This is a genomic window from Methylobacterium fujisawaense (genome assembly GCF_039619325.1).
GTDB classification, from domain to species: Bacteria; Pseudomonadota; Alphaproteobacteria; order Rhizobiales; family Beijerinckiaceae; genus Methylobacterium; species Methylobacterium fujisawaense.
On record NZ_CP155000.1, the window covers coordinates 2118793 to 2144463 of the forward strand.

Below are 25671 nucleotides of genomic sequence, written 5' to 3' on the forward strand. Positions count from 1 at the left end.
TGCGCGTCCTGCCTCAAGGCTACGTTCCCGATCCCTTACTGATGGACGGCCCTCCGGGCTCGAAAGACCGATGAAGATCCGCAACTCCCTCAAGTCCCTGCGTGGCCGCCACCGCGACAACCAGCTCGTGCGCCGCAAGGGGCGGGTCTATGTGATCAACAAGACCCAGAAGCGCTTCAAGGCCCGCCAGGGCTGAGACCGTTCCGACCGGCCGAGGCCGGACGGAGAACGGCACCGATCGAGGAAACGGCCGTGTCCACCGGGTGCGGCCGTTTCCGCGTGCGCGCGGCACCGCGGCACGTTGACGGACGTGGCGACGGCGCACAGTCTGGCTGCATGATGCCGACCCGTCTCATCGCCGCCCTGGTCTGCCTGCCGGCCCTCGCGGCGACACTGCCGGCGGCCCAGGCAGCGCCGCAATCGACCCGGCCCGGCCGGCCGACCGCCGAAGCGAAGCCGGCACCGAAGCCGCCAAGCCTCGATGACCTGTTCGCGCGCCTGGGCGTCAGCGAGGATCCAGCGGAGGCCAAGGGCATCGCGCGACTGATCGAGCGGCACATGGCCGGATCCGGCAGCCCGACCGTCGACCTGCTGACCGACCGCGCCCGCCAGGCCGTCACCGCCCACGACTTCCCCCTGGCGGCCGAGCTGATGGACCGCGTCACCGCCCTCGAACCGAATTGGTCGGAGGGCTGGAACCGCCGCGCGACGGTGTTCTGGCTCCTCACCGACAAGGACGATGCGCTGGCCGATCTGCAGCGGGCCCTGGTCCTGGAGCCGCGCCACTTCGAGGCCTGGGCCGCCATGGGCCGGATCTACGAATCCCTCGACGACAAGGCGCGTGCGCTGGCAGCGTTCCGGCGGGCGAAGGCGCTCTACCCGCAGATGGAGAAGGTCGGCGAGGCAATCAACCGCCTCACCCCGGAGGTCGACGGCCGCGACCTGTGACCCGGGTGATCGCCGTCCTCCTGACCCTCCTTGCCCTGCCCTTCGCCCTCGCCGGCCTCGTTCTGGCGATCGGGGCCCTGGCGGCGCTGGTGATCACGCTCCGGGTCGGCGCGGCCAACCCGCCCGCGGGTCCGTTCGTGGCGATCAGCGGCGGGCGGCTCGCGACCCTGCAGGACGGCCCGGCGAACGGGCCGCCCGTCGTCCTTCTGCACGGGGCCTCGGCCAACGCGTCGGATCCCATGGAGGGGATCGGCCGCCGCCTCGCCGCGCAGGGCTTCCGGGTGATCGCCTTCGACCGGCCGGGATTCGGATGGAGCGACCGGATTGCCGGCGGCGACGCCGCGGCACCGTCCGTGCAGGCCGGGATGATCGCGGAAGCGCTGAACCGCATGGGCGTCGGGCCGGCAGTGGTGTTCGGTCATTCCTGGGCCGGCGCCCTCGCTTTGGCCCTCGCCCTGGATCACCCGGAGCGGGTTTCCGCCCTCGCCCTCGCCGCGCCTGTGGCGATGCCCATGCCGGACCGGATGCCGGATCTGCCGTGGTACTGGCGGTTCGCCATAAAGCCCCCGGTGGCGTGGGTGCTCAGCCGGACGATCGGACCGCCGATCACCCGGCGGTTCCTGCCCGAGGCGGCGCGCCGGGTCTTCAAGCCGCAGCCCGCGCAAGCGGATTATCCTGAGTTGGCCAGATCCGACCTGGTTCTGCGACCGGAGACGCTGCTCTCCAACGTCCAGGATCTGCTCGGCCTGTCGCAAGCCCTCGCGGCGCAGAGCCCGCGCTACGGCAGGATCCACATCCCGACCCTGGTCATCTCCGGCGAGGCCGACCCGATCGTCCGCGCCGACGCGCAGGCGGTGCCGCTCGCGCGGGCGATCCCGGGGGCGCGGCTCGTGCTGCTGCCGGGCATCGGCCACATGCTCCAGTATGTCGCCGCCGAGCGGGTCACGGAGGAGATTATCCGGCTGGCTGCGGCGACCAATGCGGCCGGTTCGGAACCAGCCGTCGCGCATTGAACCGCGGGCCGATCAGGACACGTCCGTCCGCGTCGTCCCGGGGCAACGGTGGCAAGCCCGGTTTCGAGAATTTCTGTCCGCGCAAGATCCCGCCGCGTCGGCGGTCGGCATCCCGATCGCAATCGGGATGCCGGCAGTGCTGGAGGCCTGCCGCCTCACGCCTTCTCGGCGTGCTCGCGGGTGATGAAGGTCAGCCGCACGAGGTTGGTGGCGCCCGGCGTGCCGAACGGCAGGCCGGCGACGACGATCACCCGGTCGCCCACCGCGGCAAACTTCTCGCGGACGGCGAACTTGGCGGCGCGGAAGGACATGTCGTCCACGTCGCTGGCATCCTTGGTGACGATCGGGTGCGTGCCCCAGGCCAGGGCGAGGCGCCGCGCCGTCTCGCGCCGGGGTGTGAGCGCGATCACGGTGGCGTTCGGGCGCTCGCGCGACAGGCGGAGCGCCGTGGAGCCGGAATTGGTCCAGGCCATGATCGCGTCGAGATTCAGGGCATCGACCATCTGGTGCGCCGCTGCCGCGATGGCATCGGCGGCCGTCTCGTCGGGGGTCGCGCTCTGCGCCCGGATGATCGACCAGTAGATCGCGTCCCGCTCCACCTGCTCGGCGATGCGGTTCATGGTCTCCACGGCCCCAATCGGGTGGGCCCCCGAGGCGCTCTCCGCAGAGAGCATCACGGCATCCGCCCCCTCGTAGACCGCCGTGGCGACGTCCGAGACCTCGGCGCGGGTTGGAACCGGGGCCGTGATCATCGATTCGAGCATCTGGGTGGCCACGACCACCGGCTTGCCGTAGCGCCGGGCGCCGCGGGTGATGCGCTTCTGCACCCCCGGGACCTGCTCCAGGGGCATCTCCACGCCGAGATCGCCGCGGGCGACCATCAGGCCGTCGGAGATCTCGATGATCTCGTCGAGGCGCGCCAGCGCCTGCGGCTTCTCGATCTTGGCCATCACCAGGGCGCGGCCGGCGCAGACCTTCTTCACCTCGGCCACGTCCTCGGGCCGCTGGACGAACGAGACGGCGATCCAGTCGGCGCCCGCGTTCAGGCCGGCATCGAGGTCCGCCCGGTCCTTGTCGGTCATCGCCGGGACCGGGATCACCGTATGCGGCAGGGATACGCCCTTCCGGTTCGAGATCCGGCCGCCGACCTCGACGCGGGTCACGGCGCGGTTGTGCGAGGTCTCGACCACCGTCAACCGGAGCTTGCCGTCATCGAGCAGGATGGCGTGGCCCGGCTCCAGCGCCTCGAGGATCTCGGGATGCGGCAGGTGGCAGCGGGCGGCATCGCCCGGCGTCGGATCGCCGTCGAGCACGAAGGTGGCGCCGGCCTCGATCATCGCGGCCCCCTCCGCGAAGGTGCCGAGCCGCAGCTTCGGCCCCTGCAGGTCGACCAGGATGCCGATCGGCCGCTTGGCCTCCCGCTCGATGGTGCGGATCGCCTCCACCTTCTCGGGCAGCTTCTCGCGCGGCAGGTGGCTCATGTTGAGCCGGAACACGTCGACGCCCGCGCGGAACAGCCGCTCGATCATCTCCGGCGAATCGGAGGCCGGGCCCAGGGTGGCGACGATCTTCGTGCGGCGTGACCGTTTCAAGCGTATTCCTCCGGTTGTTCGTTGCCGTGCAGCATGAAGCGCCGCCGGTTCAAGGGTTTGGCCACGGGTGTGAGCACCCCGTGCCGGACAGCGTCAAGGCCGCCGCCTTCACGTTACGGTTTTGCCGGCGCCTCGGCCCGGTTGGGATCGGTGAGCTGGATGGTCCAGCTCTTCTGTTCGCCGGTATCGACTTCGAAGAAGCCGTTCCGGTCGTAGCCGCGGGCAAGACAATCCTCGATCCCGCGGATCGTGAATTCCGAATCACGGGTGCACATCAGCGAGCGGCCGCTCCACTCGCCGCCGCGCGTGTAATCGACTGCGAACACGTAGTAGAACCGCGCCGCCAGCGCGCCCTTGAGAAGCGTCTCGCAGGCCTTCGGCGCCAGATCCCACCAGCCCTCCGTCACCCAGCCCTGCGGGTCGCGATAGCCCAGCGAGATCCCGACCTTGCTGGCGGTCTGGTTGCACAGGCGCAGATCCGCCCGGGCGGGGCTCGCGCCGAGGAGCGCGAGGCCGAGGACCGTGACTGCCGGGAGGAGCTGAGCCGCCGAGACGCGCGACCTAGTTGACGAGGATGATGCGGCAGTCGTTGACATTGGTACAGGTCGGACCGGGGTTCACGAGGTCGCCGAGGGCCGCGAAGAACGCGGTGGAGTCGTTCTGCTCCAGCATCGCGGCCGGGTCGAGGCCGGCGGCCCGGGCCCGCTCCAGGGTCGTCGGATCGACGAGGCCGCCCGCCGGGTCGGTGGCGAGGCCCCGACCGCCGTCGGTCCCGTCGGTATCGGCGCTGATGCCGAAGATGCCGGGCTCGCCGTCCAAGGCCACCGCCAGCGCCAGGGCGTATTCCTGGTTCGGGCCGCCATGGCCCTCACCGCGGATCGTGACGGTGAGCTCGCCGCCGGAGATCAGCGCCACGCGCCGGCCCTCGGCCTTCAGGCGCTTGGCCTCGGCCGCGTGCTCGGCAGCGACCTCGCGGGCCTCGCCTTCGAGATCGGCGCCGAGCAAGATCGGCTCGTAGCCGGCCGCGCGGGCGGCCTCGGCGGCGGCATTCAGGGCGTCGATCGGCCGGGCGATGATCCGGTACTCGGCGCGGGCGAAGGCGGGGTCGCCGGCCTTCGGCGTCTCGTTGTTCGGGTCGTTGAGAAGCCGCGAAGCCTCCTCGGGCAGCGGGATGCCGCGCTTCTCGCAGATGGCGCGGGCATCGGCGAGCGTGGACGGATCGGGCACCGTCGGGCCCGACGCGATCACCGCCGGATCGTCGAACGGCACGTCGGAGATCGCCAGCGTCAGGATGCGCCGGGCGTTGCGGGCCGCGAGGGCGAGGCGTCCGCCCTTGATCCGCGAGATGTGCTTGCGCACCGTGTTGATCTCGCCGATCGGCGCGCCGGAGCGGAGCATCGCCCGGGTGATCGCCTGCTTCTCGACGAGCGTCAGGTCGCCGGCCGGGGCGATCCAGTTGGCCGAGCCACCGCCCGACAGCAGGACCAGAACCTCGTCGTCCGGCCCCGCCTCGGTGGCGAGCCGCAGGGCCTCCCGGGTCGCCGAGATGCCGGCCTCGTCGGGCACCGGGTGGCCCGCCTCGACCATGTGGATGCCCGGCGCGTCCTGTCCGTAGCCGTGGCGGGCCACTGCGAGGCCGACGATCCGGTCGTCGCCGAGTCCATGCTGCCGGCGGTAGAACCGGCTCGCCACGGCGCTCATGCTGCCGGCGGCCTTGCCGGCCGCCAGGATGATCAGACGGCCGGGGGTCGGCTCCGGCAGGTGGGACGGCAGGCAGAGATCCGGATGGGCGGCGCGGATCGCGGCCGTGAGAATCGCGTCGAGGAGCGCGCGCTGATCCCGGATGGCCGCATCGGCGACGGGCGGAACGGTCTCGGTCATGGCGTCGAACGGGCTCCTCTCTTGTTTGTGTCGCACACTCCCCGCCCGTTTCTTCCCTGGGCGGCGGGCCCGTTTCTTGCCGTGAGCGCACGATCCTTGATAGGTGATCTGCCCGAGCGGCCGCGCGACGGCAAGCGCCATCCGCGCCCTCGCACAGATCTGAAGACCTGGGAGCCCCGTGACCCGTCCGGAGACAGAAACGGCCCTCCCGCCCGCGCATCCCTGCGAGATCATCCCCGGCGACCCCGCCTGCGGCCTCGTCATCGCCTGCGATCACGCCTCGAATTTCGTGCCGCCGGATATCGAGCTCGGTTTGCCGGAGTCGGAATACGCCCGGCACATCGCTTACGATATCGGTGCGGCGGCGGTGACGCGGAGCCTCGCGGCGCAGCTCGGAGCCCCGGCGATCCTCACGAACTTCTCGCGGCTGATCATCGACCCGAATCGCGGACGCGCGGACCCGACGCTGGTGATGCGCCTGTCAGACGGCGCCGTTGTTCCGGGGAACGCCCGGATCGACGAGGCCGGCAAGCGAGCGCGGATCGCCCGGTTCTACGCCCCGTTCGACGCGGCCATCGACGACGCGATCGCTGCCGCCGCGGCGGCCGGCCGCCCGCCCGTGCTCCTGACCCTGCACAGCTTCACGCCCTACTGGCGCGGCATCGCGCGGCCCTGGCAGGTCGGCATCCTGTACGACGGGGACGAGCGCTTGGCCCGCCCTCTCATCCGCGCGCTGGAGGCGGATCCAGCCGGGCTGACCGTCGGCGACAACCAGCCCTATGGCGGCGGCCTGCCGGGCGACACGATCAACCGTCACGCCACCGCGCGGGGCCTCGCCAACGCCCTCGTGGAGATCCGCCAGGATCTGATTGCCGGCGCGGACGGACAGGCCGAGTGGGCCGCGCGCTTCGCCCACATTCTTCGCCCGCTCCTCGCGGCTTGATCTCCGTCCGGCCGCTCCCGAAATCGGGAGCGGGCCGCCCGACCTGAAGAGAGTTGCCACCGATGAGCGCGATCGATCCCCGGACCCAGACGGAACTCGAAGCCGCGGTGTTCCGCCGCCTCGTCGCGCATCTGCGCAATCGGACGGATGTGCAGAACATCGACCTGATGAATTTGGCGGGCTTCTGCCGGAACTGCCTGTCGAACTGGCTCAAGGACGCCGCCGATGAGACAGGCGTGCCGCTGACCAAGGACGAGAGCCGCGAGGCCGTCTACGGGATGCCTTACGCCGAGTGGAAGGCGCGCTTCCAGACCGAGGCAACCCCGCAGCAGCAGGCGGGCTTCGCGGCGTCGCAGGCCAAGGAGCATTGAGGCGGCGGCCGGCAGGCAGCGAATCGGCTAAGCTTCCAGTAAGGCCGGCCCATTAACCACGGGTCCAGGGCGCAACCGCGCCGTGCATTCGGGAGAGCCCCATGAACGCCCATTCGATGCCCACCGCCGCGCAGCGTCCCGGCGGCGACGTCTCGTCGGCCGAGGGCGTAGCCGCCGACGAGCTGAAGCAGTTCATCGAGCGCCTGGAGCGCCTCGAGGAGGAAAAGGCGGGCATCATGGGCGACATCAAAGAGGTGTTCGCCGAGCTGAAGGGCCGGGGCTTCTAAACGACCCGTTTTTATGTGGTTGAACAGTCAGGGCAGAGACTTAGCGGTGGTCGTGTAGCGTAGGCTAGGAATGCTCATACTGCTCATTTGCAGCACCACACAACTCTAGCAAGGCCAGGACTGAATTCCTGCTTCTTGGTCAAAGAAGCAGCGGCGCTGCCCAAACGACGCCTAAGCTCCGCGCGGTCCGGATCAACTACGGATCATCGCAACCGAGACATAGAGGACCAGAATGAACGCTCATTCCATGCCTAAGACTGGGGACGTCTCCTCGTCCGAGGGCGTCGCCGCTGATGAATTGAAGCAGTTCATCGAGCGTATAGAACGTCTGGAAGAAGAGAAGGCAGGTATCGCAGCAGATGTGAAGGAGGTCTTTGCAGAGTTACGGGGCAGAGGATTCGATGCGAAGGCAGTACGATCAATCCTGCGCATCAGAAAAAAAGACCACGCCGAGCGACAAGAAGAAGAGGCGATATTAGAGCTGTACATGCAGGCCCTTGGCATGTCGTGACCGAATATTTCTACTTGTCGAGCAAGATCCTGTCTTTGTGGAACTGAGCTCAGGCCGCAAACGGATCTTAAAGCGAGCAATTGCGGAGACTGTGACCGTCCGCATTCCGAAAAAATCTGCCATGCTTTGGGCAACTGAGTGCGGCATCCAGCATCACCATGTTCGGATTAATCGCGCCGGTTCCGCCCGCCTTAACCCTGCTGGATCATGGTGCCACGATCCGGCAGGGCTACGCGGCAATTCGAAGCCGCAAGCAACTAGGCCGGTCCCAGACGAAGCGCCGGACGGGTCGGTTCTTCGGCCAACGCGGGCTACTTCACGCCAAGACGCGCTTCGCTTGGTTTCGTGCGGGTATCCTACCGACTGAAGAGGCGGTTCGCGTGAAGACCCCTGACACTTCCATCCAGTCGATCGTGTTCAAGGAAGTGGTCCAGCACCGTCCGGACGAACCCTCTTACGGGTTGCTGCTCCGGAACGCTGAACATAATCAATGGCCGACGCTAACGCGCGCCTTCGACCTAATCGCCGATACCCCCCGGCAGCGCGTCTCGAGATTGGATTCGGTGAAGGTCGCGCGCGCCTGCGGTGCTGATCCAGAAGCCGTAGCGCGCGCGTCACCCATGTCTGCGCCGGCGATTGTCGACATCATGGGGCAGTCGCTCAAGGCTGGCCAGTTCAGCGTTGAACGGCGGCGATGGTGTCCACTCTGTCTCGCTGAGGATGCCTACCATCGAGTTTGGTGGGATGTAACAGCCGTGCACTCCTGTCCTGATCACGGGATCGAGCTAGCGAACTCCTGCGGCTGTATCGATCCTGCCCTCCGGTGGCGAGGTGGGCACCGACTGGGTTCATGCCGTCAGGGGCACAGCCTTAATAGTGTCCCACGCATACCGGCGCACCCGGATGTGGAAAGCTTCGACACATACGTCGTCGATCGCCTCCGCGGACGGGCATTGCAGGTACCGGATACGTTTCAAGCTATACCACTCGGCGAATTTGTCGCGATCTGCGAACGGCTCGGTCGCGGATCGCTGGATGAAACTTCGACGACGTTCGAAATGCGACGTTCAGCCGCATCAGACCGAATGCATGGTGAAGGCTTCCGCATTTTGCTGGGTTTGCCCGACACGCTTTACGAGGTGTTGGCTCGGATCCACGAGTATCGGGCGGACCGGGACGGCAAGGACGGCGTCACGAAAGCCTATGGCGATATCTACTACTGGATCCGCAATCTGCCGGACCACGAGATCGCGATCTCCCTCAAAGGCGCATTGAGCGATCATGCGCGCCGGCACATTGTGCTGAAGACCGGAACGAAGCTCGACGGATCTAATCGGGTCGTCCAATCGGGCGTGGCGGCCAGCGAAGCGGCCGCGATCTTCGGTATTACGTATGTGCGTTTCCGTACTCTTTTGGACCGTCTGGGCATAAGGTGCTCCGGGGACGGTCTTGGCCGACGAGCAGAGATTTCCCAGGCCGACTTCGAGGAGCTGGGTCGGCGCCTATCCGGCGCCTCCGACCTTGAGGAGGCCTGCAGGCATCTTGAGCTAACAGGCGTTGAGGTCGCAGAGATCGCACGTGCTGGAATCATGGAGTGCATACTGATCGGCGAGGGCGAGACCGGTTGGCTGTTTCCAGCCGACGCGGCCGCAAACCTGGTCGCTAAGCTCGACGCCATGGCGGGACAGCTCAACCCACGCGATCACGCGCTCGTTCCACTCGACATGGCTGCGAAGCACTGCGGCATCTCAGTGGCAACCATCCTGATGCAGATCCTGTCCGGCAGGATCGAGGCGAAGACCTACTTCTGGTACGAACGCAAGTTGTCGCTCTTCCGCATCGATCAAGCGGCACTGCTCGCAGCGGTTACGCCAGCGGAGCGGGAGCTGCTGTCTGTCGATGAAGCTGCACGGGAACTCGGATTGACGTTGGCCGCCATGGACGCCGTCCTCGCTGCGGGGATGTTGGACAGGTCGAGCGAGAGCGGTCGAATCACGGCCGGAGCTATTCCAAGATTCAGAGCTGCCTGGGCGACGATGCCAGAGCTGAGAGTGTTGCTCGGGGTCTCCACATTCCCGCCGGTCGCAGCAGCGCTGACGAGGGCAGGCGTTAGCCCGGCAATCGTGGGCGCGCGCCTGTCTGATCGCCTTTACCCGCGTCGTGAGGCAGAGGATGCATGCCGCAGGCTCGACCGCCCGGAAGTCGCCCCGACACGGGGTAGAGATCGGAAAGCCATCGCTTCGGAGCTCGGCACCACGCCGCTCATGCTGCGGCAGCTTGTGGATGCAGGTCTGATATCGGTTCAGGACGGCTGCAGGTTCGACAGTATCGCCGATGCTGAAATCGAACGGTTCAGGGCAGCTTATGCCACGACGTCGGATCTGGCGCTCGCATTCGCGACCCGGGGATGGAAGACAATCCTGGCCGAACTTGCCCAAGCCGGCGTCGAGCCGGTGTGCCGGCCGCCTGAATTTCGAGCCTATCTCTTCGAACGCAGGGCTGCGGAAGACGTCCTCCGAAGCAGCCGTGAACGGCTGGATGAGACATCAACGGCTGAGCAAGCTGAGCCGACGGTGGATCTGGACGAAGTCGCGCAACGACTCGGATGCGTCCGCAATATGGCTCTTCAACTCGCTCAGCACGGTCTTTTGAGCTCCACCAAGATCGGACGGGGGATCATGGTCCCTGTTGCCGAGATCGAGCGATTCCGCCGAACTTACGTGTTCGGAAATGAACTGGGCGCACTGACGGGCCGGACGGAACATCGCGGGACGGGCAAGGCGGTCACAATCGCATTGCTGAAGGCTGGTCTTCGACCGGTTTGCGCGCGGCCAATCTTCTACAGCTACGTCTTCGAGCGCAGTGCAGCGCGTACGGTCATGGAGCAGCTCGGCCTTGTGGATCGAGCGTCAACTTAGAGCGGCCGCGGCTCGCTTAGCACGTTCGGCTTAAGGTCCGGGATAGATCACTGCTCAAGCCCGTGTTCAAGGCTTGTCTGAGGACAACGACCGCAAGAGATCGAGTTCATCCTTCGTGACAAGTTCGATGCCGGGGGGCACCAGCATCCTGATTCGTCGACCGTCGTAACGCAGTCCGAAAGTCGGTAGCTGTCGCTCGTTCGTGAGCCGCGAGACAAGCGTCTGCAACAGCCGTCTGTTGTCAGGCCCCAGAGCGGCAGCCCCGTCAAGTTTTGACGATCTGGTCTGCTCCTTCGCGCCTGAGAGCAGGGCGTCCACGTCGACGCCAGGCATCGTCCGCAATGCGCTTGTCAGGATGCTGTAGCGCTTCTCCGCGGCGTATCCGCTCTCGAGCACTTCCATGACCAGGATGCGATCATCCACATCTTGAATTGCTGCGATGATCTCGTCCACACGGCGACCTCGGGTGCGCGGGGGCCTGGGCCGCGACAGGCCGAACACCTCCGCCTGCCTGGCACGCACGTACGCGAGCATGCCCTCCGGCTCGGATCGGATCTTCGAGTCATGCGGGCCAGTCCAATACAGCGCGCCGACGGACGGATTCTGCCTAGTTTCCAGGCGAGCTCTCATTTTCACGTAATGATAGACCGATTTAGAATTGATTTTGGGCCGTTTCGGTGGCCCGAACAGAGATTCGTCCTCCTCGATGCTCCGGGCTATCTCACGGGCGCGGCCCGATGCGATGTCATCACACGCCTCTTCGAGGCGCTGCAGCGTAGCCATGCGGACATCGGTTCGCGGCGACCGCGCTGCTTCCTGACGAAGCCTTTTCATGACGTCCCGGGACAGGACGTGGTCGCTTCCCGACAAAGCCGCCTTCATCGGGCGCTCTCCAGTTGGAAGTCTGGCGTTTCGCAGGTCAGCGTCGCCACCGCGTCTGCCAGGGTCGGTATCTCGTCCAACCGAACCGTTCCGTCGATCACGGCCTGTAGGTGGTCGGGGGACGGCGCGTGGGTGACCAGCAGATCGCCGAGTCGGTCGAGCGCCCTGGCGCGCGCCGCGGGATCCAGCCTGTAAAAGTAGCGGTCGATCTCCTGCGTCCGGACGACCTCGAATAGAAGGCGGTCGCGCATCTCGACCAATCCTTGCGGCAGATCGAGCGTTGCCCCTGCCAGCAACTTGGCGTCGGCGACGAGCGCCTGCATGTGTTCAAAAGTGTGAACCTCATCCGTCGCCAAGCGCAACGACCCCTTATCGATCGTCGATGTCGCGACGAGTGTCTTGCCATCGGTGCTGTGTGCATGAAGTTCTGCTTCCGCGACTTTGACCGTCTGGTACTCAAGACACCATTCGCGCCACAGCTCGTCCCGATCCTCGCGCTCGCGAGCAGCATTGGCATGAAGTGAAGCGGCGGGATGGCCTGCGTCTTCGGCCTCGCAGGCTTCGTCGACGAGCCGCTCCTCCCGCTGCATGCTAAGCTTGATTTCCATCATGAGAGAGTTGAGCCGATGCACCAGACCGGCCAGAAAGCTCGGCCCGGTTACGCGATATCGGCACCCAGAGCAGGCCCGCGGTCGCCACACCGGGCTATATCGCCCCTCCGCGAGCCGCTCGCCCCCGGTTGAGCAATCTCCGCCCGGACAGATGCCGTGCGTGAACAGATCGAAGCCGCTTCTTCGCTCCAGATGAAGGCGCAATAGGTCGGCACCGGCGAAATCGTCGCCGACCCTGAGCGTTACGTGGGATTCGATAGCCTCGCGAATGAGATCGTCCGATGTCTCTTCGTCAAGGGCGCCGGCAGCCTGTCGCCTGCGATCCATCGCGTCCTGAATCGATCGGTGGACCGAAGCGTCTCGGACGGCATTGTAGTAGAACGTCATCAGGACGGACCGGTGTCCGACGAGCATCTGGACGATTTCCGGCGATACGCCGTTCTCGATGAGAACGGTGACCGTTGTAACGCGAAGCGAATGAATATCGAAGATCGGATTGCCGTCCCTGATCAAGAGGTACTCGTACCCGAGCTTGGCGTTTACTAGAGGCTGGCAATGCTCGAGTAGGCTTATCCAGTACTGAGCGAGCTGAGCTTCCGTGACCGGCTGAGCCAGCGGGCTTCGCGGCTCGCGAAACAATGGGTAGACGTCCGATACCTGAGCCGTGATGTACTTGTTCGTCGTGGCCGGCCTCAGCGCGGGAATAGGCTGAGAAATCGGGTTGTACCGAACCTGTAGGTCGCGTAACTCCATCACTGCTTTGGCGACGTCGGCATCGATCCAGGGGACCTCGTAGGCTTTTCCGACCACCTTGTCGGTGTTCAGAAACATGCCGAGCACCGGTCGACGCTGCTTCGCATCGATGATCTCGTGCACTTGAATATAGCCCTGCCTGCGACCGGGAGTGGCGGTCGCCAGCGTGTTCGGCACGTAGGCGGCCGCCTCAATGTCGACGGACATCTCGTCTCCTTCGCCGCTGTCGAGCCAAGCCGCCTGACGGTTCCGCGCACCGGAATGCATGATCACGTCTGTCAGCAGGGGTAGCAGGGGAAAAAAGACCACCTCGTGTCGCCCGGTCGTGGTGTCCATGACCGTTCGCCAATGCGCCCGACCGCCTCTTCCCAGGCAACGTGCGAACGCGAATTCTTCTTTGCGGTTCTCGCTGATCAACACTTCGAGAACCTTCTGGTCGAGTGCCTTCCGAGATGTTCGCGCTCTACGCTCGCGAGCCTTGCCCGGTCGATCTGCGCGTGCGTCCACGGGATTGGACAGATTCGTGAAGCCGTCGCGGATGGCGGCGAGCTGCCAAGCCTGCTGGAGCGTGGACGGTGCGATGTATGCGATCTCGTCGTTGACGCCGACGACATGGCGCCGGAGAAATTCGACGTAGGTCGAGCCACCGCTACGTCCATAATCATTGATGTCTCGTAGACGCTCCACTTCCCTCAAGCGCGATGGTGCGCGCTCTTCACCAAGCATGAAAAGGAATATCAGCCAGTAATTTAGGCTTGCCACAATAGATTTTACATTTTTTCTTTTGAATAACGGCAAGAGGTCGCGAAGATCCCGGGCCCACTCTCTGATGTATTGGGGGACATCCGTTATTTCGCGTCCCAGAACTCGACTGACATTCTTGGTGTTGCGTGCAGACGGGCGATCGCACCAATCGAACGCGTCCACACCAGTCTTGGCCAAGCGTATCGATGTCAAGAAGAGCAAGGCAGACGGATGGTCTGATGAATCTCGCCCGAAATATCGGCAGCATTCTTGATACAGATGATTGGCGGATGACGAGTATTTGCGTGAATCTGGATAGTTTTGTGATCCCTCCTTGATCAAAATCAGGGGTCCGACGGAAAGATTCTCGGATTGCAATGCGGTCGAGTTCGCGGCTGTGACCAGGAATACATTAAGGATCGCTTCCGAGCTGGTATTTTTGGCTGCTTTGTGCCTGGAGAGCACCAGTTCCGCGAGTTGGCGATGACGATCGGGCGTGGAGATCCAAGCTAAGATCGGTAGAAGCTTGGTAGGGAGCAGTCGTCGGATCTCCGATCCATCGCGTACGGGCTGAAGCCAAACGCCCATCGCGCTCAAGTGTTGAGCGAACAGCGGAGCCGCGGATGCTAGTCGGGAGGCTGCGCTCGTGGAATGCCTTACAGTCTCGCCTTGACGCTCGTAGAACCGTTCCGTCTCGTCGGCTACTGCCCGAAGCACTTGATCCGAACTCACACAGGAACCTATTCGCTTCCTCAATGCCTCGGTGTTGAGTAAGTACCCCGTGTCAGGCGACACGGCAAACTGACCCCCTGACGCCATGAGGATCTGACCCCCTCGATGAGCGAGGAGGTCGAGATGATCAGGAACGAGGCTCAGGCTCTGACGCGGATGGACGATCCGTGGAGGGCCGAGATGAAGACGCCGGACGACGTGTCGGCGATGATGCGGCTGCAGGCGCTCGGCTGGGGCGCGAAGCGGATCGCAGCCGAGCTTGGCTGTTCGAAGAACACGGTGAAGCAGTGGCTGCGACGGGGGGATTGGCGCCCCTGCGCGACGCCCTCGCGCTCGAAGCAGCTCGACGGCTTGGCGGACTGGCTGGTCGAACGCTTCCGGCAGCATGCGGGCAACGCCGACGTCGTGCGCCAGGATCTGGCGACCGAGAAGGGCATCCACGTCAGCCTGCGCACGGTGGAGCGGGCGGTCGCGCCGTTGCGGCGGGATCTGGTGATCGCCGCGCGGGCGAGCGTGCGGTTCGAGACGCGGCCGGGCGAGCAGATGCAAATCGACTTTGGCGAACGGCGCGTCGAGATCGGCGGCGTGCCGACTCGGGTCTCCCTGTTCGTAGCGACGCTCGGCTACTCGCGCCGCCTGCACGTGCGTGCCTTCGGCCACGAACGGCAGGAGGACTGGTTCGCCGGGCTGGAGAGCGCTTTCCGGGCTTTCGGCGGCGTGCCACACGAGGTGTTGCTCGACAACGCTCGCGCCCTGGTCTTGCACCACGACCCTGTGAGCCGCGAGGTCGTCCTGCACCCGCGCCTGCACGCCTTCTCCCGCCACTGGGGCTTCCGGGTGCGGGCCTGCGCCCCGTACCGGGCGCGCACGAAGGGCAAGGACGAGCGCGGCGTCGGCTACGTCAAGAACAATGCCGTGGCCGGCCGCCGCTTCGCGAGCTTCGCAGCCCTGGAGGCGCATCTCGATGCCTGGACGCGGGACGTCGCCGACCGGCGCGTGCACGGCACGACCGGCGAGGCGCCGGGCGAGCGGTTCGCCCGCGACGAGGCTCGGGCGCTACGGCCGCTCGCGGGCGTGCCGCCGTTTTCCGCCGCGCGCGATCTCGTGCGCCGGGTCGGAGCGGACTGCGCGGTTGCGGTCGACGGCAACGCTTACTCGGTACCCTGGCGGCTGATCGGTGAGCGGGTGCGGGTCACCGTGAGCGGAGCGGTGGTGCGCGTCCACCACGGCGGACGGGAGGTCGCCGCGCATGCCGAACTGAAGGGACGTCACGGCCGTGCGGTCGACGACGCTCATCTGGCCGGGCTCGTGGGTAGCCGTGAGCGACCGGCTCATCGGCGCGACCCGCCTCCTCTCGTGGCGACGCCGGAACTGCTGCGTCCGCTCGCCGAGTACGAGGCTGTCGCCGGGGGAGGCTTCTGATGAGCGAGGAACACGATCACCTCACCGTACTGCTCGACCGCCTGAAGCTGACGGCCATGCGTGACCAACTCGACAGCCTGATCGACGAGGCCGGCCGGGGCGAACTGACGATCCGCGAGGCGCTGACGCTGTTCTGCGAGCGGGAGATCGCCCGGCGCGATCAGCGGCGCATCGACATGGCCTTCGGGCTGGCCCGCTTCCCGTTCGTGCGCGACCTGACCGGCTTCGACTTCGGCGCACAGCCCTCGTTGGACAAGGCGCAGATCCGCGAGATCGCCACCGGCCGCTTCATCGCCAACGGTGAGGCGGTGCTGCTCCTCGGACCACCCGGGGTGGGCAAGACGCATCTGGCGGTGGCGATCGGGCGTGCGGCGATCGTGGCCGGCTACGGCGTGTTGTTCACCCCAGCCACGACGCTCGTGGCGCAGTTGGCCAAGGCGCACGCCGAGGGGCGGCTGGAGGAGCGGCTGACGCACTATGCCAAGCCGAAGCTGCTGATCATCGATGAGCTCGGCTACCTGCCGTTCGAGCCGGATGCCGCGCACCTGTTCTTCCAGCTCGTCAGTCGCCGCTACGAGCGCGGCGCGATGCTGGTGACCTCGAACCGGGCGGTGGGCGAGTGGGGCAGCGTGTTCGGGGACGCGGTGGTGGCCACCGCCATCCTCGACCGGCTGCTGCACCATAGCCACGTCGTCACCATCCGCGGTGACAGCTACCGCCTGCGCGAGAAGCGTCGCAGCGGACTTCTACAGAGGGCCGCTATCGTCCCCAACCCCACGCCCGTCTAGGCGAGGAAACCGGCATGGGGGTCAGATCCTCGTGACGCGAAGGGGTCAGTTCCGGTTGTCGCTTGAAACCCCGATCCCATCTGCAGCGCGTCGTCCATGCTGTCGGGCTTGGCGAAGATTGTTCTCAGGATCGCCTGACGCGCATCGGACGAACGCGACAGCGTCTCTTCCACTACGCCGCCCGCTCCACGCAGCCGTTGCCGATCGACTCCGCCTGCCGTTCGCCTGCCGACGGCCCCGGTTGCGATCAATCCTTCGAGAACTGCGGTCTGCTTTAGAAGTACGAAACGTCGGGGCAAACTATCGGTCGCAACGAAGCCGTATTCGATGTTCGCTCGCTTCACGTTGTTGGCTTCACTCATGTCGAGCTGGCCGTAACGCTCGAAGACATGTGATGCCTTCAGCATTAATAGCTCAACGATCAATGCTCGAATTCGCTTATCGAATGCCGCAAACTCCCGCCTGAGCTCGATGACGGACAAGGTACGGAGAAGGACGTAGCCGTCCCTGGCCGTATTGGTCACGACATCTGGCTCGTCGGGAAAGCTGCGAACGCGCTCGTCATCTCGAAAGACAAGATCGACCATCGTTCAACGTGCCTGCGTCATGACTTTTGCCAGAGCCTCCGCCACATCGGCGGCCTTGCGACCGTAATCGACTTGACTGTTGATTGAGCGATGATGAAGCATGATCTGTCTTATTTCAGGCGGCAACTTCAGTTCACGCTCCGCATACCACTTGTAATAATGCCTAAATCCATGAATATTGCGATGAAATCTGTGGGGGTCGAGCCCGGCGCGCAGGCACGCTCGTTCGAAAGCCTTCGCCGCGCTTCTGTATTTAAGAAGGCCGCCGAGGCTGTCCGCTCGAGCCATATTCGCGAAAAAGTAGGGGTGACGCTCGGAAGTTTTATAGCGTCGGTGGAATGCTCTGATCTCGACGGCGAGTTGCGAGAACGCGTCGGCCATTCGGCCATCGATCCAGTAGATCCACGACGCGTTCCATTCGCTGTTCAAGATCAGCATCGATTTCCAGCCTGCTCGCTCGGGATGCTTGGAAGGAAGTTTCGATCTGGGTGCACGACCGTATTTATCCTTCAAGTAATCCTGCCGGGTCGTGCGGGCGTTGCCTATGTCGCCCACGAATCTGCCTTCCGCTGGATCTGCGAGCAGCACGAAGGGTTGGCCGCTTGCGTCCAAGTCGCCGAAATGCCGGCTCCAGCTCCCCGGCATGACATCGATCTGCCAGAGATTGAGAGCCTCGGAGATGCGGCAGCCGCCAAAGGCGAGCAGGATCCAGAGGGCCTCGAACATCGGACTTCGTTCCGCCCGGATGATGGCCTCGACCTCCTCTCGCGACATGGTGGTGGTCAGAGCGGTCGGCGTCGGATTTCGCGGCCGAATCGTCAGTTGCTCACGCGGGTCGACCAGATCGGAGTCGACCATCATCCTTCGCCAGCGCTCTCTTTTTGGCGCTAGGTGAACGAAGAAATCACGCGATCCGGCTACCTTGTAAGCTGCAGCAGCGTCATAGAAGCGCTTCGTGGGCATCACGCCGTGAGCAATGTCCACCTTGATGTCGGATGCCCCGGAATATGAGAAGAAGCGGGCCAAAGCCCTGTACTCATTCCAGGCCTTCGATTCCGAAACCGGCGGCCAATTCGGAAGCGCCTCGCAATCGGGGTCGCCTGGCAGGCGATTTCCGGCTCTATAGGCAACGTAGGCATAGATGGCCAACGTCAACGTGTCCGGATCAAGCTCGTCGGAGCCGTGCACGCGATCGACGTATTCGGCGAAGCGTCCGATCGTGTGCAAGTCCTTGAGGACGCTATCCGGAGAGCGATTCTGTTGGGTCAGATGTCGCGCCCAGGACAGAGTCGAGTGCGGCACGAGGACTTCACCCGCCGAGGTTCGCACTGCGAGCACCGGGGTCGTCTGGCCGTGCGCTTGAGCCATGCTGCCCTGGCCTGCGATTGGCATAGAGAAGACGACGTAGCCGGGATCCGAGGATCGGCCCACATCGCCGCCATCGAACCTGCGCTCGATCGAGACCTTCCCATCGTCGACCTTAAATGCGCGGCAAGCCGCATCGTCTCCATCGTGCATGACTTCAACGGGCGGCATGGTTCTTTCGGCGACGTTGGAACGTGATTGCCTACTGCGGTGCCGATCGGGCTCAAGGAACGAAGCGGATCGGTCGGAACGAGTCTTCTCGTGCCGAGTAGGACGGAGCGGCTCTGGGCGAAGGCGCACGGCCAGGAGGCCGGTCGAGTGTTCGTTCAGCCGCTTCCAGGAGCCATCGGAAGCTTCAGCGAAACCGGCCTGCGGCAGGCGCGGTCGGATGCAGCTATCCGGAAGAAGCGGCGAAGAAAGCACGTCATTGGGTTCGGGCAAGGAGCGTCGCCGGTCAAAACACCTGCCACGCTTACCGCCCGCAACCTAAACGGCAGGTTTGCAGCCTGAGGACGAGTGCGCGAAGGAAGGAACGGAGTTACCGAATCTCCGCACCTGTACCAGACCGACGGCACATGTCGGGAAGGAACGGAGCCTCCCCGCTATGCGGCCGTCGACGATGCCTTCTAGGCGGACCGCCGGCGGACCAGGGTCTCGGGCGAAAGAGGAGCACCGATCTCGATCTCCGCCTGTCCAGCGCAGACGAGTGCCAGGACGACGTCGGTCGGATCGGCCTGCGATGTCTGCACGCAATCGAGTAGTGAGGCCAGCGGCGCGCCATGGGGTGATACGGCGATGCGAGCGAGCACCCTGACCCTATCGCCAGGTGCGACCAAGACGCTGCGTGCCGCCCAGACGGTGCGCGCGGTGGAGCAGCGAGGCTCTTGCATTACGAACGATCTGGGTACCGATAAGCAGCACGGAAGCGCCGCCGGCATCGGAGGATCGTTCTCGTCGCGCGTTGCCGCGATCAGAATTCGGGAGGAACCATCGGTGACGAAAACCCCGAAGGCATCTCCTGCGATCAGCTCGATCGGAGCCTGTTCGATGGCCATGATAGCGGGATCGAATGTCAGTTGAATTAAAAGATCACGGTGCCATCGATTGGGATAATAGATAGCCGACGCAGTCTTGAACGATCTGAAACCAGGCCTGACAGCGCTCGAGCGCTCGGAGTGATTGCCTGTTGAAGCAATCGATGTATTCTGCATTGGTTCCAACCAGCCTTCCACAGGACGGTCAGCAGCGGAACCAGGAGGCTTCAGTTCCGTCACCTACGTGTTGCTATTGATTTGTTCATTATCATATTTGCTCCGAGGTCGTATTCATGGACCTCTTCTTATCGCCGCGCGTCAGAAAACTAGGCGATTAGGCTCTCTCACTGTGGGTGCAAAAATTGCACTTTACAAGGGCTTACTCAAATGTTGAAGCTTGAGTGTGCAAAGCGAGGAGTGTTGAGCGGCTCTGATACAGGCGCCATAAAATCGCCAAATCAGGACATAAATCAAATCGGAAAGGCAGACATTCATTCGTTTTGATTTATTGCCAGATGTTTTCGCCTCGCTTGGAAGAGCCAATCCTCAATGATTTCTAGGAGCTCCTCGCGGCGGTCGGTCCCGGCGGCATACAGAAGTCTCTCCAGCTCTTCGCGCAGCGCTTGATCGAGGGGTGCTTCTTCGACCTGTGTGCCAAAGGGCAGCTCGCGCGCCGCAACCATGTTAAGTAAATAGGCTATCTCTGTAGGAGGACCCTGGCTCGCCCAGTATCGGACCGTTCTCAGAGAAACGCCGACCTCGGCTGCGAATGCGCCTGGCGTCCTACGCAGAACGCGAAGCATCGCCTTGAATTCCATGCCGTCCATCGATGCTCCGAAAGCCGTCGGCAGTTTGAAGATGATTAGCTTCACGAGAAATGCTGTCAGAGGCGGCTCATTCACCGGAAGGACGCGCAAATTCGAATTCGCATTGATCTCATTCCTTTGAACGGCCAGGGCTGCGTCTTCACAATGGTCTCGGTCGGCGGTCTCCTTTAACATTACGATCGATTCCAAGATGCGCGGAATTTCTCGATTGCTTCGCCGGCCGGTCACATCTCCTAGCACTACCTTGGCACAGATCTGATTTTTGCTGTAAGATCAATGACTTAGAAAACCCAGCGCTCTTTGCTAAATCGTTGATATAAAGAAGCCTTTTCCTGAAACATGCCCAGGCAGTGCTAGGCTCGCTCACCTACTGAGTTGCTTTTCGTACCCTCACGCCTTCCCTGGCGAAAGCAAGTGGTCGTCTTCGGCTTCGGACATGTAGACGCCGATCCCAATTCGCTCAGAGACACCGTTCCAACGTCGTACAATCCAAGGCGCGAACCCGACGACCCTGGGCGTAGAAGTGGCCGAGATACGGAATGGATGCCCGGAGCAACTGCTCTGAGGCGGCCAATCCCGGCCCTCATGTACCTAGTGACTCAATACGCTAAATGGGTCTGTCCCGATCGCGAGTGGTCTTTTCGATAATCAGGCGAGAATTGAATCCAAAATAATTAACTTATATCTTTCTTTTGTCCAAAGAAATCGACCAAAAATTAAATCGAATGACGAGTTAATCTAACATGCCCGAAAATTGAATTGTGATTAAATTCTTCCATGCAGCTTCTGACGATCCGAGCAATACGGACACATTGTATAAATACCGCCCGGATGTGAGTCTCAGGACGTTCATATCAAAAAACTCTCTGACAAAATAACAAGTCCTATTGCGAATGGCACCTCAATCACAAAGCGCCTCTTGCACAATCTTGAACGTAGTCAGATCATTATTTTCAAATTTATCGCGTAACCGGTTATAGACGGCGAGCAGTTCACGGCCTTGCGTAAGGAAGGTACGGCCATCTTCCGTTACTCTACCGGTCCTGCCGCGTCCGTAAGCGATGAAGCAGCGACTGAAATGTTTCTCTACTCGGGCGATTTTGTCCGAAATGACCGAACGGGCCAAACCGTATTCAGCCGCGACCTCGCTTGCCCCTCCTCGTCCGGAGGCAGCTAGGCGTTCAAGGACGGCGCAGACGAGTTCTACGTCGGCAATAGACAGATGCTTCGACACGATCACGCTCCTTCGTTCGAAATTTGCGAACAAAGTCCTTTCTGCTTCGTTCAAGTCGGCGCCATGTGACAGCCTGAGTCGCTCAACCAGCGCGTCTTGTCCGGATTTGTCGGACGGACGCGAGGCGATGGTCTCAAGCGCGGGTCGGTCTATTTTACCGAGCGAGCGCGCTTGCCCAGCATGCGGGCAATTCGACCGTACGCTGTGCGGATCGTTCGAGACCATAATCCGTCGATCCCACGTTGAAATTTGTCGGATGGGCACCTTAATTGGTCATCGGTAGTCTGTCCGAAATTTCCGGACGAAACCGGCAGTCTCGTCATGTTGCCGGATGAGCCAGCGGCGGCTCATTGGTGGGCAGCCTGCCCCTAAGTCCGCCATGCGAGTGGACAATAAAGTGTAGGTCGCCCCGCCGGGCGCCCACAGCCACCAGAGCCTGGTGCAGCGGTTTGGGTGCCGGGCATGCTATCGTGACGGCGGACGTGACCTGTCGGCGGCCTCAGACGGTTGGCCGGAGGCTGGCATGAAGTGATGCGCTGCTCTCGTGGTGGCTATGACGCTGGCTGCTGGGCGAGTCTTCGCCGACCCGGTGGAACTCTCTGTCTTCCTCGAGTTGCCATGACCGGAACCCACCCTGCAGGCCGCCTACGGCGAAGTGCCCGTCCAGGGCATCGACGTCTTTTTGCCCGACGGTCCAGGCCCGCACCCAGTCGCCGTAATCATCCACGGAGGCTGCTGGAGCGCCACCACGGCCGGAAGGCAGCAGATGCGGCACCTCGGACCTGAACTGACCAGACGAGGCATCGCAATGTGGAGAAGCTGTTCCATGACGGCGAGGCCTTCGGCTTCGGACTGACCGGCAACGCGGTCTCGGGCGTCACCGGCTCCGGTCGGGCCGAAGCGCTCGCCGAGCGCATGCGCGCCCTAGCCCAGACCCATCGGGACGAGATTGCGGCGCGCTATCCGAAGGTGCAGCGGCGCGTGGGCGGCTACAACCTCGACGTGCTGATCGAGGCACGGCCCAATCTCGCGCATCTGCTGGTCGGGTCCGAAGGCACGCTCGCAGCCACCACGGCGGTGACCCTGAAGCTGTCGCGCCTGCCGACGCAACGGGTGATGGGGGTTTGCCATTTCCCGTCCTTCCGGGACGCCATGGAGACCACCCGGCACATCGTGGCGCTCGACCCGGTGGCGGTCGAGCTCGTGGACAACAACGTCCTGGTCCTCGGCGCCGATATCCCCCTGTTCCGGACCACGCTCGCCGACATCACCCGCGGCAAGCCGAACTGCCTGCTGCTCACGAAATTCGCCGGCGACGATCTCGCCGCCCTGAAGCGCGATCTGAAGCGCCTCGAAGCCTGCATGGCCGATCACGGCTTCCCGGACGCCGTCGTGGGGGTCGTGGAGCCCGCCCGCCAGAAATAGGTCTGGGAGGTCCGGGAGTGAAGCTGAGCTCGTGATTGCCTCCGCGCTGCAACCGCCATCCTCTGCTGTGATGCGCCCCCTCGGATGATGCCTTGCACGTGCAGGATCTCGCCCCGCCCCGCACTCTTGAACGTCGATCGCGAGGCAACGCCAAGACGGTGCTCGAGCCCGGTCTCTCGCACGACGTTCCTGCCAAGCTCTTCCTGTGGACAGGTACGGACGCGGATCGTTTATGTTCGCGTTTTGTTCTATTAACGCTTCATCGCCTATGAAGCAGGCGATCTCCTGAATTCGACGTCCACCAAGTGCTTCGACTCTGTCGAGCCTGCGACGTCACTGATCCATCCAGCCTTTTGCTGATGGCCGCTGCCTACTGCTCGGCCCCGGGAGATCTTGCATGCTCGCCGTATCCTCTATGCCCTCAGCCATAAGTTCAATCGATCAGGAAGGTGCATTTTCCGACCAACTCTCACGCGCCTTTCTGCAACAGCTTGCACAGGAGGAGCGCAGGCGTTTCAAGGCCGGTCACCGCGCCAACTCGCACGATTTCGACGCGGAGCCGATGCTCGACGAAGCCGATGCCGTCGAGCAGATTGTCGTTCAGGACGAGATCAACCGACCCGAGAGCGCACATGTGCCTGTTCCAGCAGATCTCGCCGCTGTCGCCGTCATGCTTGCCCGTGCCATCGAGGCCGAGCCCGGTCTCGTGCGGCGTTTGCGCCGGGAAGCGCCTGTAGTCGCGCTCGCCACACATTTGATCGATCTAGTGGAGCCGGTTCGAGTCGTTGCCGAGAAGTGCCTGTTCCGGCCCAACACCAAGGTCATCGATCTCGCGAACGGGCGGGCGCGCGAGCTTAGCCGGCGGCATGCCGCACTTTTCGTTTGCGACGGGATCAGCCGCGACGCACGGCCTGAGAAAGGCAACGAGATCATTGGCGCGGCGCTGCATGTACGCGTACCGATCGTGGGCATCGCACCCGACCCTAAGCGCCAGCTGCCGCGTGACCTGATGCGCTCCGCCGAACACCGGATTGGGTTGCCGAGCCTTGATCAAACCGGGCTCGCCCTCGTGGTCGAAGCTGTCGTAGGCAGCCGGCCTTTGCGACAGATCGATCGGGATCTCCTTCGCATGATCGACATTGCCGACCTGCCAGTCGCCTTCCGCCGGGCGACCTCACCAGATGCGTGCATCGAAGCGCTGGAGCGGATCGTCACTGCGAAGGCCGATTTTCTAGCCGAAGGTCCCGCTCTGGAGGAGCTCGATGGCTATGGGCCCGCGAAGACGTGGGGCTTGGCCGTGGCGTCCGATCTGCAGGCTTACCGTGCGGGTTGTCTGACCTGGGCCCAGATCGATCATCGTGGCCTGCTGCTGTCAGGTCCGCCCGGCGTCGGCAAGACCAGCTTCGCGCGCGCTCTGGCGAAGAGCGCGCGCGTCCCCCTGGTGACGACCTCCGTCGCCGAATGGAACGCAGCAGACTATCTTTCCGGCACGCTTCAGGCGATCCGCAAGGTCTTCGCACAGGCGCAGGCGCAGGCACCCTGCATCCTGTTCATCGACGAACTCGACGGCATCTCCGACCGCGCTCAGATCCGCGGGGAGCACGTCCAGTACTGGACGCAGATCGTAAACCTGTTTCTCGAGCTGCTGGCAGGCGTGGACGAGCGGCCGGGCGTCGTCGTCGTGGCGGCCACGAACCACCCCGGAAAGATCGATCCTGCGGTCAAGCGGGCCGGGCGCCTCGATCGGGAGATCGCGATCGGCAAGCCGGACACGACCGCGCTCGCGCAAATCTTCCGGCACCATCTCGGTCGCGAGATCCTGCCCGACGCGTCGACTCTGCCGCTGGCGTTGGCTGCCCGCGGCATGACGGGCGCGGACGCGGAGGCGTTCGTTCGGCGCGCCAAAGGAACGGCGCGCCGCAACGGCCGTGCCGTGACCCTGGACGACCTGCTGGTCGAGATCCGGCAGGGGCGTCGCCCGCTCCCGGCGGCCGTAAGGCATCGCGTGGCTATCCACGAGGCCGGTCACGCGGTCGTGTCCCGCACGCTCGGCCACGGCACGCTCATGGACCTGTCTCTCCACGACGACGGCGGCCAAGCCTTGCTGGAATTCACCGACGACGGCGCCGTGACCCTGACCGTGCTCGAGGCGGGATTGGCTTCCCTCCTGGCGGGCCGGATCGCGGAAGAGATCGAGTTCGGGGCCGCGTCGATCGGAGCGGGCTTCGGACCTGACTCGGATCTGGCATTGGCGACCGGGATCGCACGCGACATCGAGCTGAAATGGGGGCTCGGGCACTTCGGCAACATCAGCCTCGATGCCGCCGCAAGCGAGGCCATCATGGTCACAGGCCTGCTGCCGGCCGTCGTGGAGCGGCTGCGTCGCGCGAGCGAGCGGGCACGGAGCATCCTCATGGAGCATAGACCGGCCCTGCAGGCAGTCGGCCGCCTACTCGAGGAAGCCGGCTACGTCACCCGAGCAGAGATGGACCGTGTCCTGGCGCCGGGGAAGACACGGGCGGAAACGGAACAGGTCGTCCCGGTCGCGAGAGACGAGGAGGTGCAGTGATGTTCGCGATCCGACCCACCACCCCGGAGATCGAGGACCTTCAGCCCCTCTCCGATGCCATCGATGCGTTGTGCGGGATCCTCGAGGGAGATCGGGCTGTGGTCATCGAGGAGTTGACCGGCATCATCCGCCGGCGAGCCGCTTTCGAGCATTGCAGACGGGCGTCCGAGGACGACGACGATACGGACCCGTTCTCTCCTTGATCGATGGAGCGTGGCGGCGCAACGGAGTTCA

At 63.9% G+C, this 25671-nt stretch carries 21 protein-coding genes and 2 pseudogenes; 13 read left to right on the top strand and 10 right to left on the bottom strand.

The window, feature by feature from the left end; genetic code table 11:
- Positions 1 to 70 precede the first annotated feature (70 nt).
- The 3 genes from ykgO to ABC766_RS10045 all read left to right on the top strand — a co-directional run bounded on the left by ykgO (position 71) and on the right by ABC766_RS10045 (position 1961).
- Positions 71 to 196 carry a type B 50S ribosomal protein L36 gene (gene ykgO, locus ABC766_RS10035; RefSeq protein WP_003601867.1) on the top strand — a complete coding sequence of 42 codons (126 nt, stop codon included), beginning with the start codon at positions 71 to 73 and terminating at the stop codon, positions 194 to 196.
- Between the two features lie 140 nt (positions 197 to 336).
- Entirely contained in the window at positions 337 to 948 is a 612-nt protein-coding gene (locus tag ABC766_RS10040; protein ID WP_345822096.1) for a tetratricopeptide repeat protein, read from the top strand.
- Complete coding sequence (locus ABC766_RS10045; RefSeq protein ID WP_345822097.1) at positions 945 to 1961, top strand: alpha/beta hydrolase; 1017 nt, start codon at positions 945 to 947, stop codon at positions 1959 to 1961. Before ABC766_RS10040 ends, ABC766_RS10045 begins: the two co-directional genes overlap by 4 nt.
- Positions 1962 to 2116: 155 nt before the next feature.
- Here the strand turns inward: ABC766_RS10045 and pyk are convergent, their stop codons facing one another.
- The 3 genes from pyk to ABC766_RS10060 form a co-directional block, all read right to left on the bottom strand.
- Positions 2117 to 3553 (bottom strand): pyruvate kinase, encoded by a 1437-nt coding sequence (gene pyk / locus ABC766_RS10050; protein WP_043380293.1) that lies wholly within the window; start codon positions 3551 to 3553, stop codon positions 2117 to 2119.
- A 113-nt stretch (positions 3554 to 3666) separates the two neighbouring features.
- Positions 3667 to 4149 carry a DUF1036 domain-containing protein gene (locus ABC766_RS10055; protein ID WP_075381519.1) on the bottom strand — a complete coding sequence of 161 codons (483 nt, stop codon included), beginning with the start codon at positions 4147 to 4149 and terminating at the stop codon, positions 3667 to 3669.
- Entirely contained in the window at positions 4115 to 5434 is a 1320-nt protein-coding gene (locus tag ABC766_RS10060) for a glycerate kinase (protein ID WP_345822098.1), read from the bottom strand. The genes ABC766_RS10055 and ABC766_RS10060 overlap by 35 nt, the downstream gene beginning before the upstream one ends.
- Positions 5435 to 5612: 178 nt before the next feature.
- Here ABC766_RS10060 and ABC766_RS10065 point away from each other — a divergent pair, with 178 nt between their 5' ends.
- From ABC766_RS10065 to ABC766_RS10085, 5 genes and pseudogenes are all read left to right on the top strand, one after another.
- Positions 5613 to 6377 (top strand): N-formylglutamate amidohydrolase, encoded by a 765-nt coding sequence (locus ABC766_RS10065; protein ID WP_345822099.1) that lies wholly within the window; start codon positions 5613 to 5615, stop codon positions 6375 to 6377.
- 62 nt (positions 6378 to 6439) lie between these two features.
- Positions 6440 to 6748 carry a DUF1244 domain-containing protein gene (locus ABC766_RS10070; protein WP_043755005.1) on the top strand — a complete coding sequence of 103 codons (309 nt, stop codon included), beginning with the start codon at positions 6440 to 6442 and terminating at the stop codon, positions 6746 to 6748.
- Positions 6749 to 6849: 101 nt separating this feature from the next.
- Positions 6850 to 7032: pseudogene (locus ABC766_RS10075) on the top strand (GapR family DNA-binding domain-containing protein); the annotation flags it as partial.
- A gap of 250 nt (positions 7033 to 7282) precedes the next feature.
- A complete protein-coding gene (locus ABC766_RS10080; protein ID WP_345822716.1) occupies positions 7283 to 7546 on the top strand; it encodes a DUF2312 domain-containing protein in 264 nt (87 codons plus the stop codon).
- 380 nt (positions 7547 to 7926) lie between these two features.
- Entirely contained in the window at positions 7927 to 10464 is a 2538-nt protein-coding gene (locus ABC766_RS10085) for a TniQ family protein (RefSeq protein WP_345822100.1), read from the top strand.
- A 66-nt stretch (positions 10465 to 10530) separates the two neighbouring features.
- Here ABC766_RS10085 and ABC766_RS10090 read toward each other — a convergent pair whose 3' ends face one another.
- Positions 10531 to 11346, bottom strand: coding sequence for a hypothetical protein (locus ABC766_RS10090; RefSeq protein WP_345822101.1), 816 nt, complete (start codon positions 11344 to 11346; stop codon positions 10531 to 10533).
- Positions 11343 to 13919 carry a VPA1269 family protein gene (locus ABC766_RS10095; RefSeq protein WP_345822102.1) on the bottom strand — a complete coding sequence of 859 codons (2577 nt, stop codon included), beginning with the start codon at positions 13917 to 13919 and terminating at the stop codon, positions 11343 to 11345. The genes ABC766_RS10090 and ABC766_RS10095 overlap by 4 nt, the downstream gene beginning before the upstream one ends.
- Positions 13920 to 14309: 390 nt before the next feature.
- On the opposite strand from ABC766_RS10095, the gene istA reads away from it, so the two are divergent.
- On the top strand, positions 14310 to 15608 hold the full coding sequence (gene istA, locus ABC766_RS10100) for an IS21 family transposase (RefSeq protein ID WP_427902312.1): 1299 nt from the start codon (positions 14310 to 14312) through the stop codon (positions 15606 to 15608).
- A complete protein-coding gene (gene istB, locus ABC766_RS10105; RefSeq protein ID WP_127991182.1) occupies positions 15608 to 16396 on the top strand; it encodes an IS21-like element helper ATPase IstB in 789 nt (262 codons plus the stop codon). The genes istA and istB overlap by 1 nt, the downstream gene beginning before the upstream one ends.
- Here istB and ABC766_RS10110 read toward each other — a convergent pair.
- From ABC766_RS10110 to ABC766_RS10130, 5 genes are all read right to left on the bottom strand, one after another.
- Entirely contained in the window at positions 16393 to 16983 is a 591-nt protein-coding gene (locus ABC766_RS10110; RefSeq protein WP_345822103.1) for a hypothetical protein, read from the bottom strand. The two genes, istB and ABC766_RS10110, sit on opposite strands and share 4 nt — an antisense overlap.
- A 3-nt stretch (positions 16984 to 16986) precedes the next feature.
- Entirely contained in the window at positions 16987 to 18519 is a 1533-nt protein-coding gene (locus ABC766_RS10115; RefSeq protein ID WP_345822104.1) for a hypothetical protein, read from the bottom strand.
- 455 nt (positions 18520 to 18974) lie between these two features.
- The gene (locus ABC766_RS10120) at positions 18975 to 19403 is read right to left on the bottom strand and encodes a hypothetical protein (RefSeq protein WP_345822105.1); all 429 of its coding nucleotides are present in this window, start codon (positions 19401 to 19403) and stop codon (positions 18975 to 18977) included.
- Positions 19404 to 19873: 470 nt separating this feature from the next.
- The gene (locus ABC766_RS10125; RefSeq protein ID WP_345822106.1) at positions 19874 to 20383 is read right to left on the bottom strand and encodes a hypothetical protein; all 510 of its coding nucleotides are present in this window, start codon (positions 20381 to 20383) and stop codon (positions 19874 to 19876) included.
- A gap of 727 nt (positions 20384 to 21110) precedes the next feature.
- On the bottom strand, positions 21111 to 21668 hold the full coding sequence (locus ABC766_RS10130) for a hypothetical protein (protein WP_345822107.1): 558 nt from the start codon (positions 21666 to 21668) through the stop codon (positions 21111 to 21113).
- A 582-nt stretch (positions 21669 to 22250) separates the two neighbouring features.
- Between ABC766_RS10130 and ABC766_RS10135 the strand changes: the two are divergent.
- From ABC766_RS10135 to ABC766_RS10145, 3 genes and pseudogenes are all read left to right on the top strand, one after another.
- Positions 22251 to 22865: pseudogene (locus ABC766_RS10135) on the top strand (FAD-binding oxidoreductase); the annotation flags it as partial.
- A gap of 400 nt (positions 22866 to 23265) precedes the next feature.
- Positions 23266 to 25437 carry an AAA family ATPase gene (locus tag ABC766_RS10140; RefSeq protein WP_345822108.1) on the top strand — a complete coding sequence of 724 codons (2172 nt, stop codon included), beginning with the start codon at positions 23266 to 23268 and terminating at the stop codon, positions 25435 to 25437.
- Positions 25437 to 25640, top strand: coding sequence for a hypothetical protein (locus ABC766_RS10145; RefSeq protein ID WP_345822109.1), 204 nt, complete (start codon positions 25437 to 25439; stop codon positions 25638 to 25640). Before ABC766_RS10140 ends, ABC766_RS10145 begins: the two co-directional genes overlap by 1 nt.
- Positions 25641 to 25671 lie beyond the last annotated feature (31 nt).

Coding starts and splice junctions, on each gene's coding strand:
- ykgO (WP_003601867.1), top strand. CDS start 71: ATGAAGATCCGCAACTCCCTCAAGTCCCTGCGTGGCCGCCACCGCGAC.
- ABC766_RS10040 (WP_345822096.1), top strand. CDS start 337: ATGATGCCGACCCGTCTCATCGCCGCCCTGGTCTGCCTGCCGGCCCTC.
- ABC766_RS10055 (WP_075381519.1), bottom strand. CDS start 4,149: ATGTCAACGACTGCCGCATCATCCTCGTCAACTAGGTCGCGCGTCTCG.
- ABC766_RS10060 (WP_345822098.1), bottom strand. CDS start 5,434: ATGACCGAGACCGTTCCGCCCGTCGCCGATGCGGCCATCCGGGATCAG.
- ABC766_RS10070 (WP_043755005.1), top strand. CDS start 6,440: ATGAGCGCGATCGATCCCCGGACCCAGACGGAACTCGAAGCCGCGGTG.
- ABC766_RS10080 (WP_345822716.1), top strand. CDS start 7,283: ATGCCTAAGACTGGGGACGTCTCCTCGTCCGAGGGCGTCGCCGCTGAT.
- ABC766_RS10090 (WP_345822101.1), bottom strand. CDS start 11,346: ATGAAGGCGGCTTTGTCGGGAAGCGACCACGTCCTGTCCCGGGACGTC.
- istA (WP_427902312.1), top strand. CDS start 14,310: ATGATCAGGAACGAGGCTCAGGCTCTGACGCGGATGGACGATCCGTGG.
- istB (WP_127991182.1), top strand. CDS start 15,608: ATGAGCGAGGAACACGATCACCTCACCGTACTGCTCGACCGCCTGAAG.
- ABC766_RS10110 (WP_345822103.1), bottom strand. CDS start 16,983: ATGGTCGATCTTGTCTTTCGAGATGACGAGCGCGTTCGCAGCTTTCCC.
- ABC766_RS10115 (WP_345822104.1), bottom strand. CDS start 18,519: ATGCCGCCCGTTGAAGTCATGCACGATGGAGACGATGCGGCTTGCCGC.
- ABC766_RS10120 (WP_345822105.1), bottom strand. CDS start 19,403: ATGGCCATCGAACAGGCTCCGATCGAGCTGATCGCAGGAGATGCCTTC.
- ABC766_RS10125 (WP_345822106.1), bottom strand. CDS start 20,383: ATGTTAAAGGAGACCGCCGACCGAGACCATTGTGAAGACGCAGCCCTG.
- ABC766_RS10130 (WP_345822107.1), bottom strand. CDS start 21,668: ATGGTCTCGAACGATCCGCACAGCGTACGGTCGAATTGCCCGCATGCT.
- ABC766_RS10140 (WP_345822108.1), top strand. CDS start 23,266: ATGCTCGCCGTATCCTCTATGCCCTCAGCCATAAGTTCAATCGATCAG.
- ABC766_RS10145 (WP_345822109.1), top strand. CDS start 25,437: ATGTTCGCGATCCGACCCACCACCCCGGAGATCGAGGACCTTCAGCCC.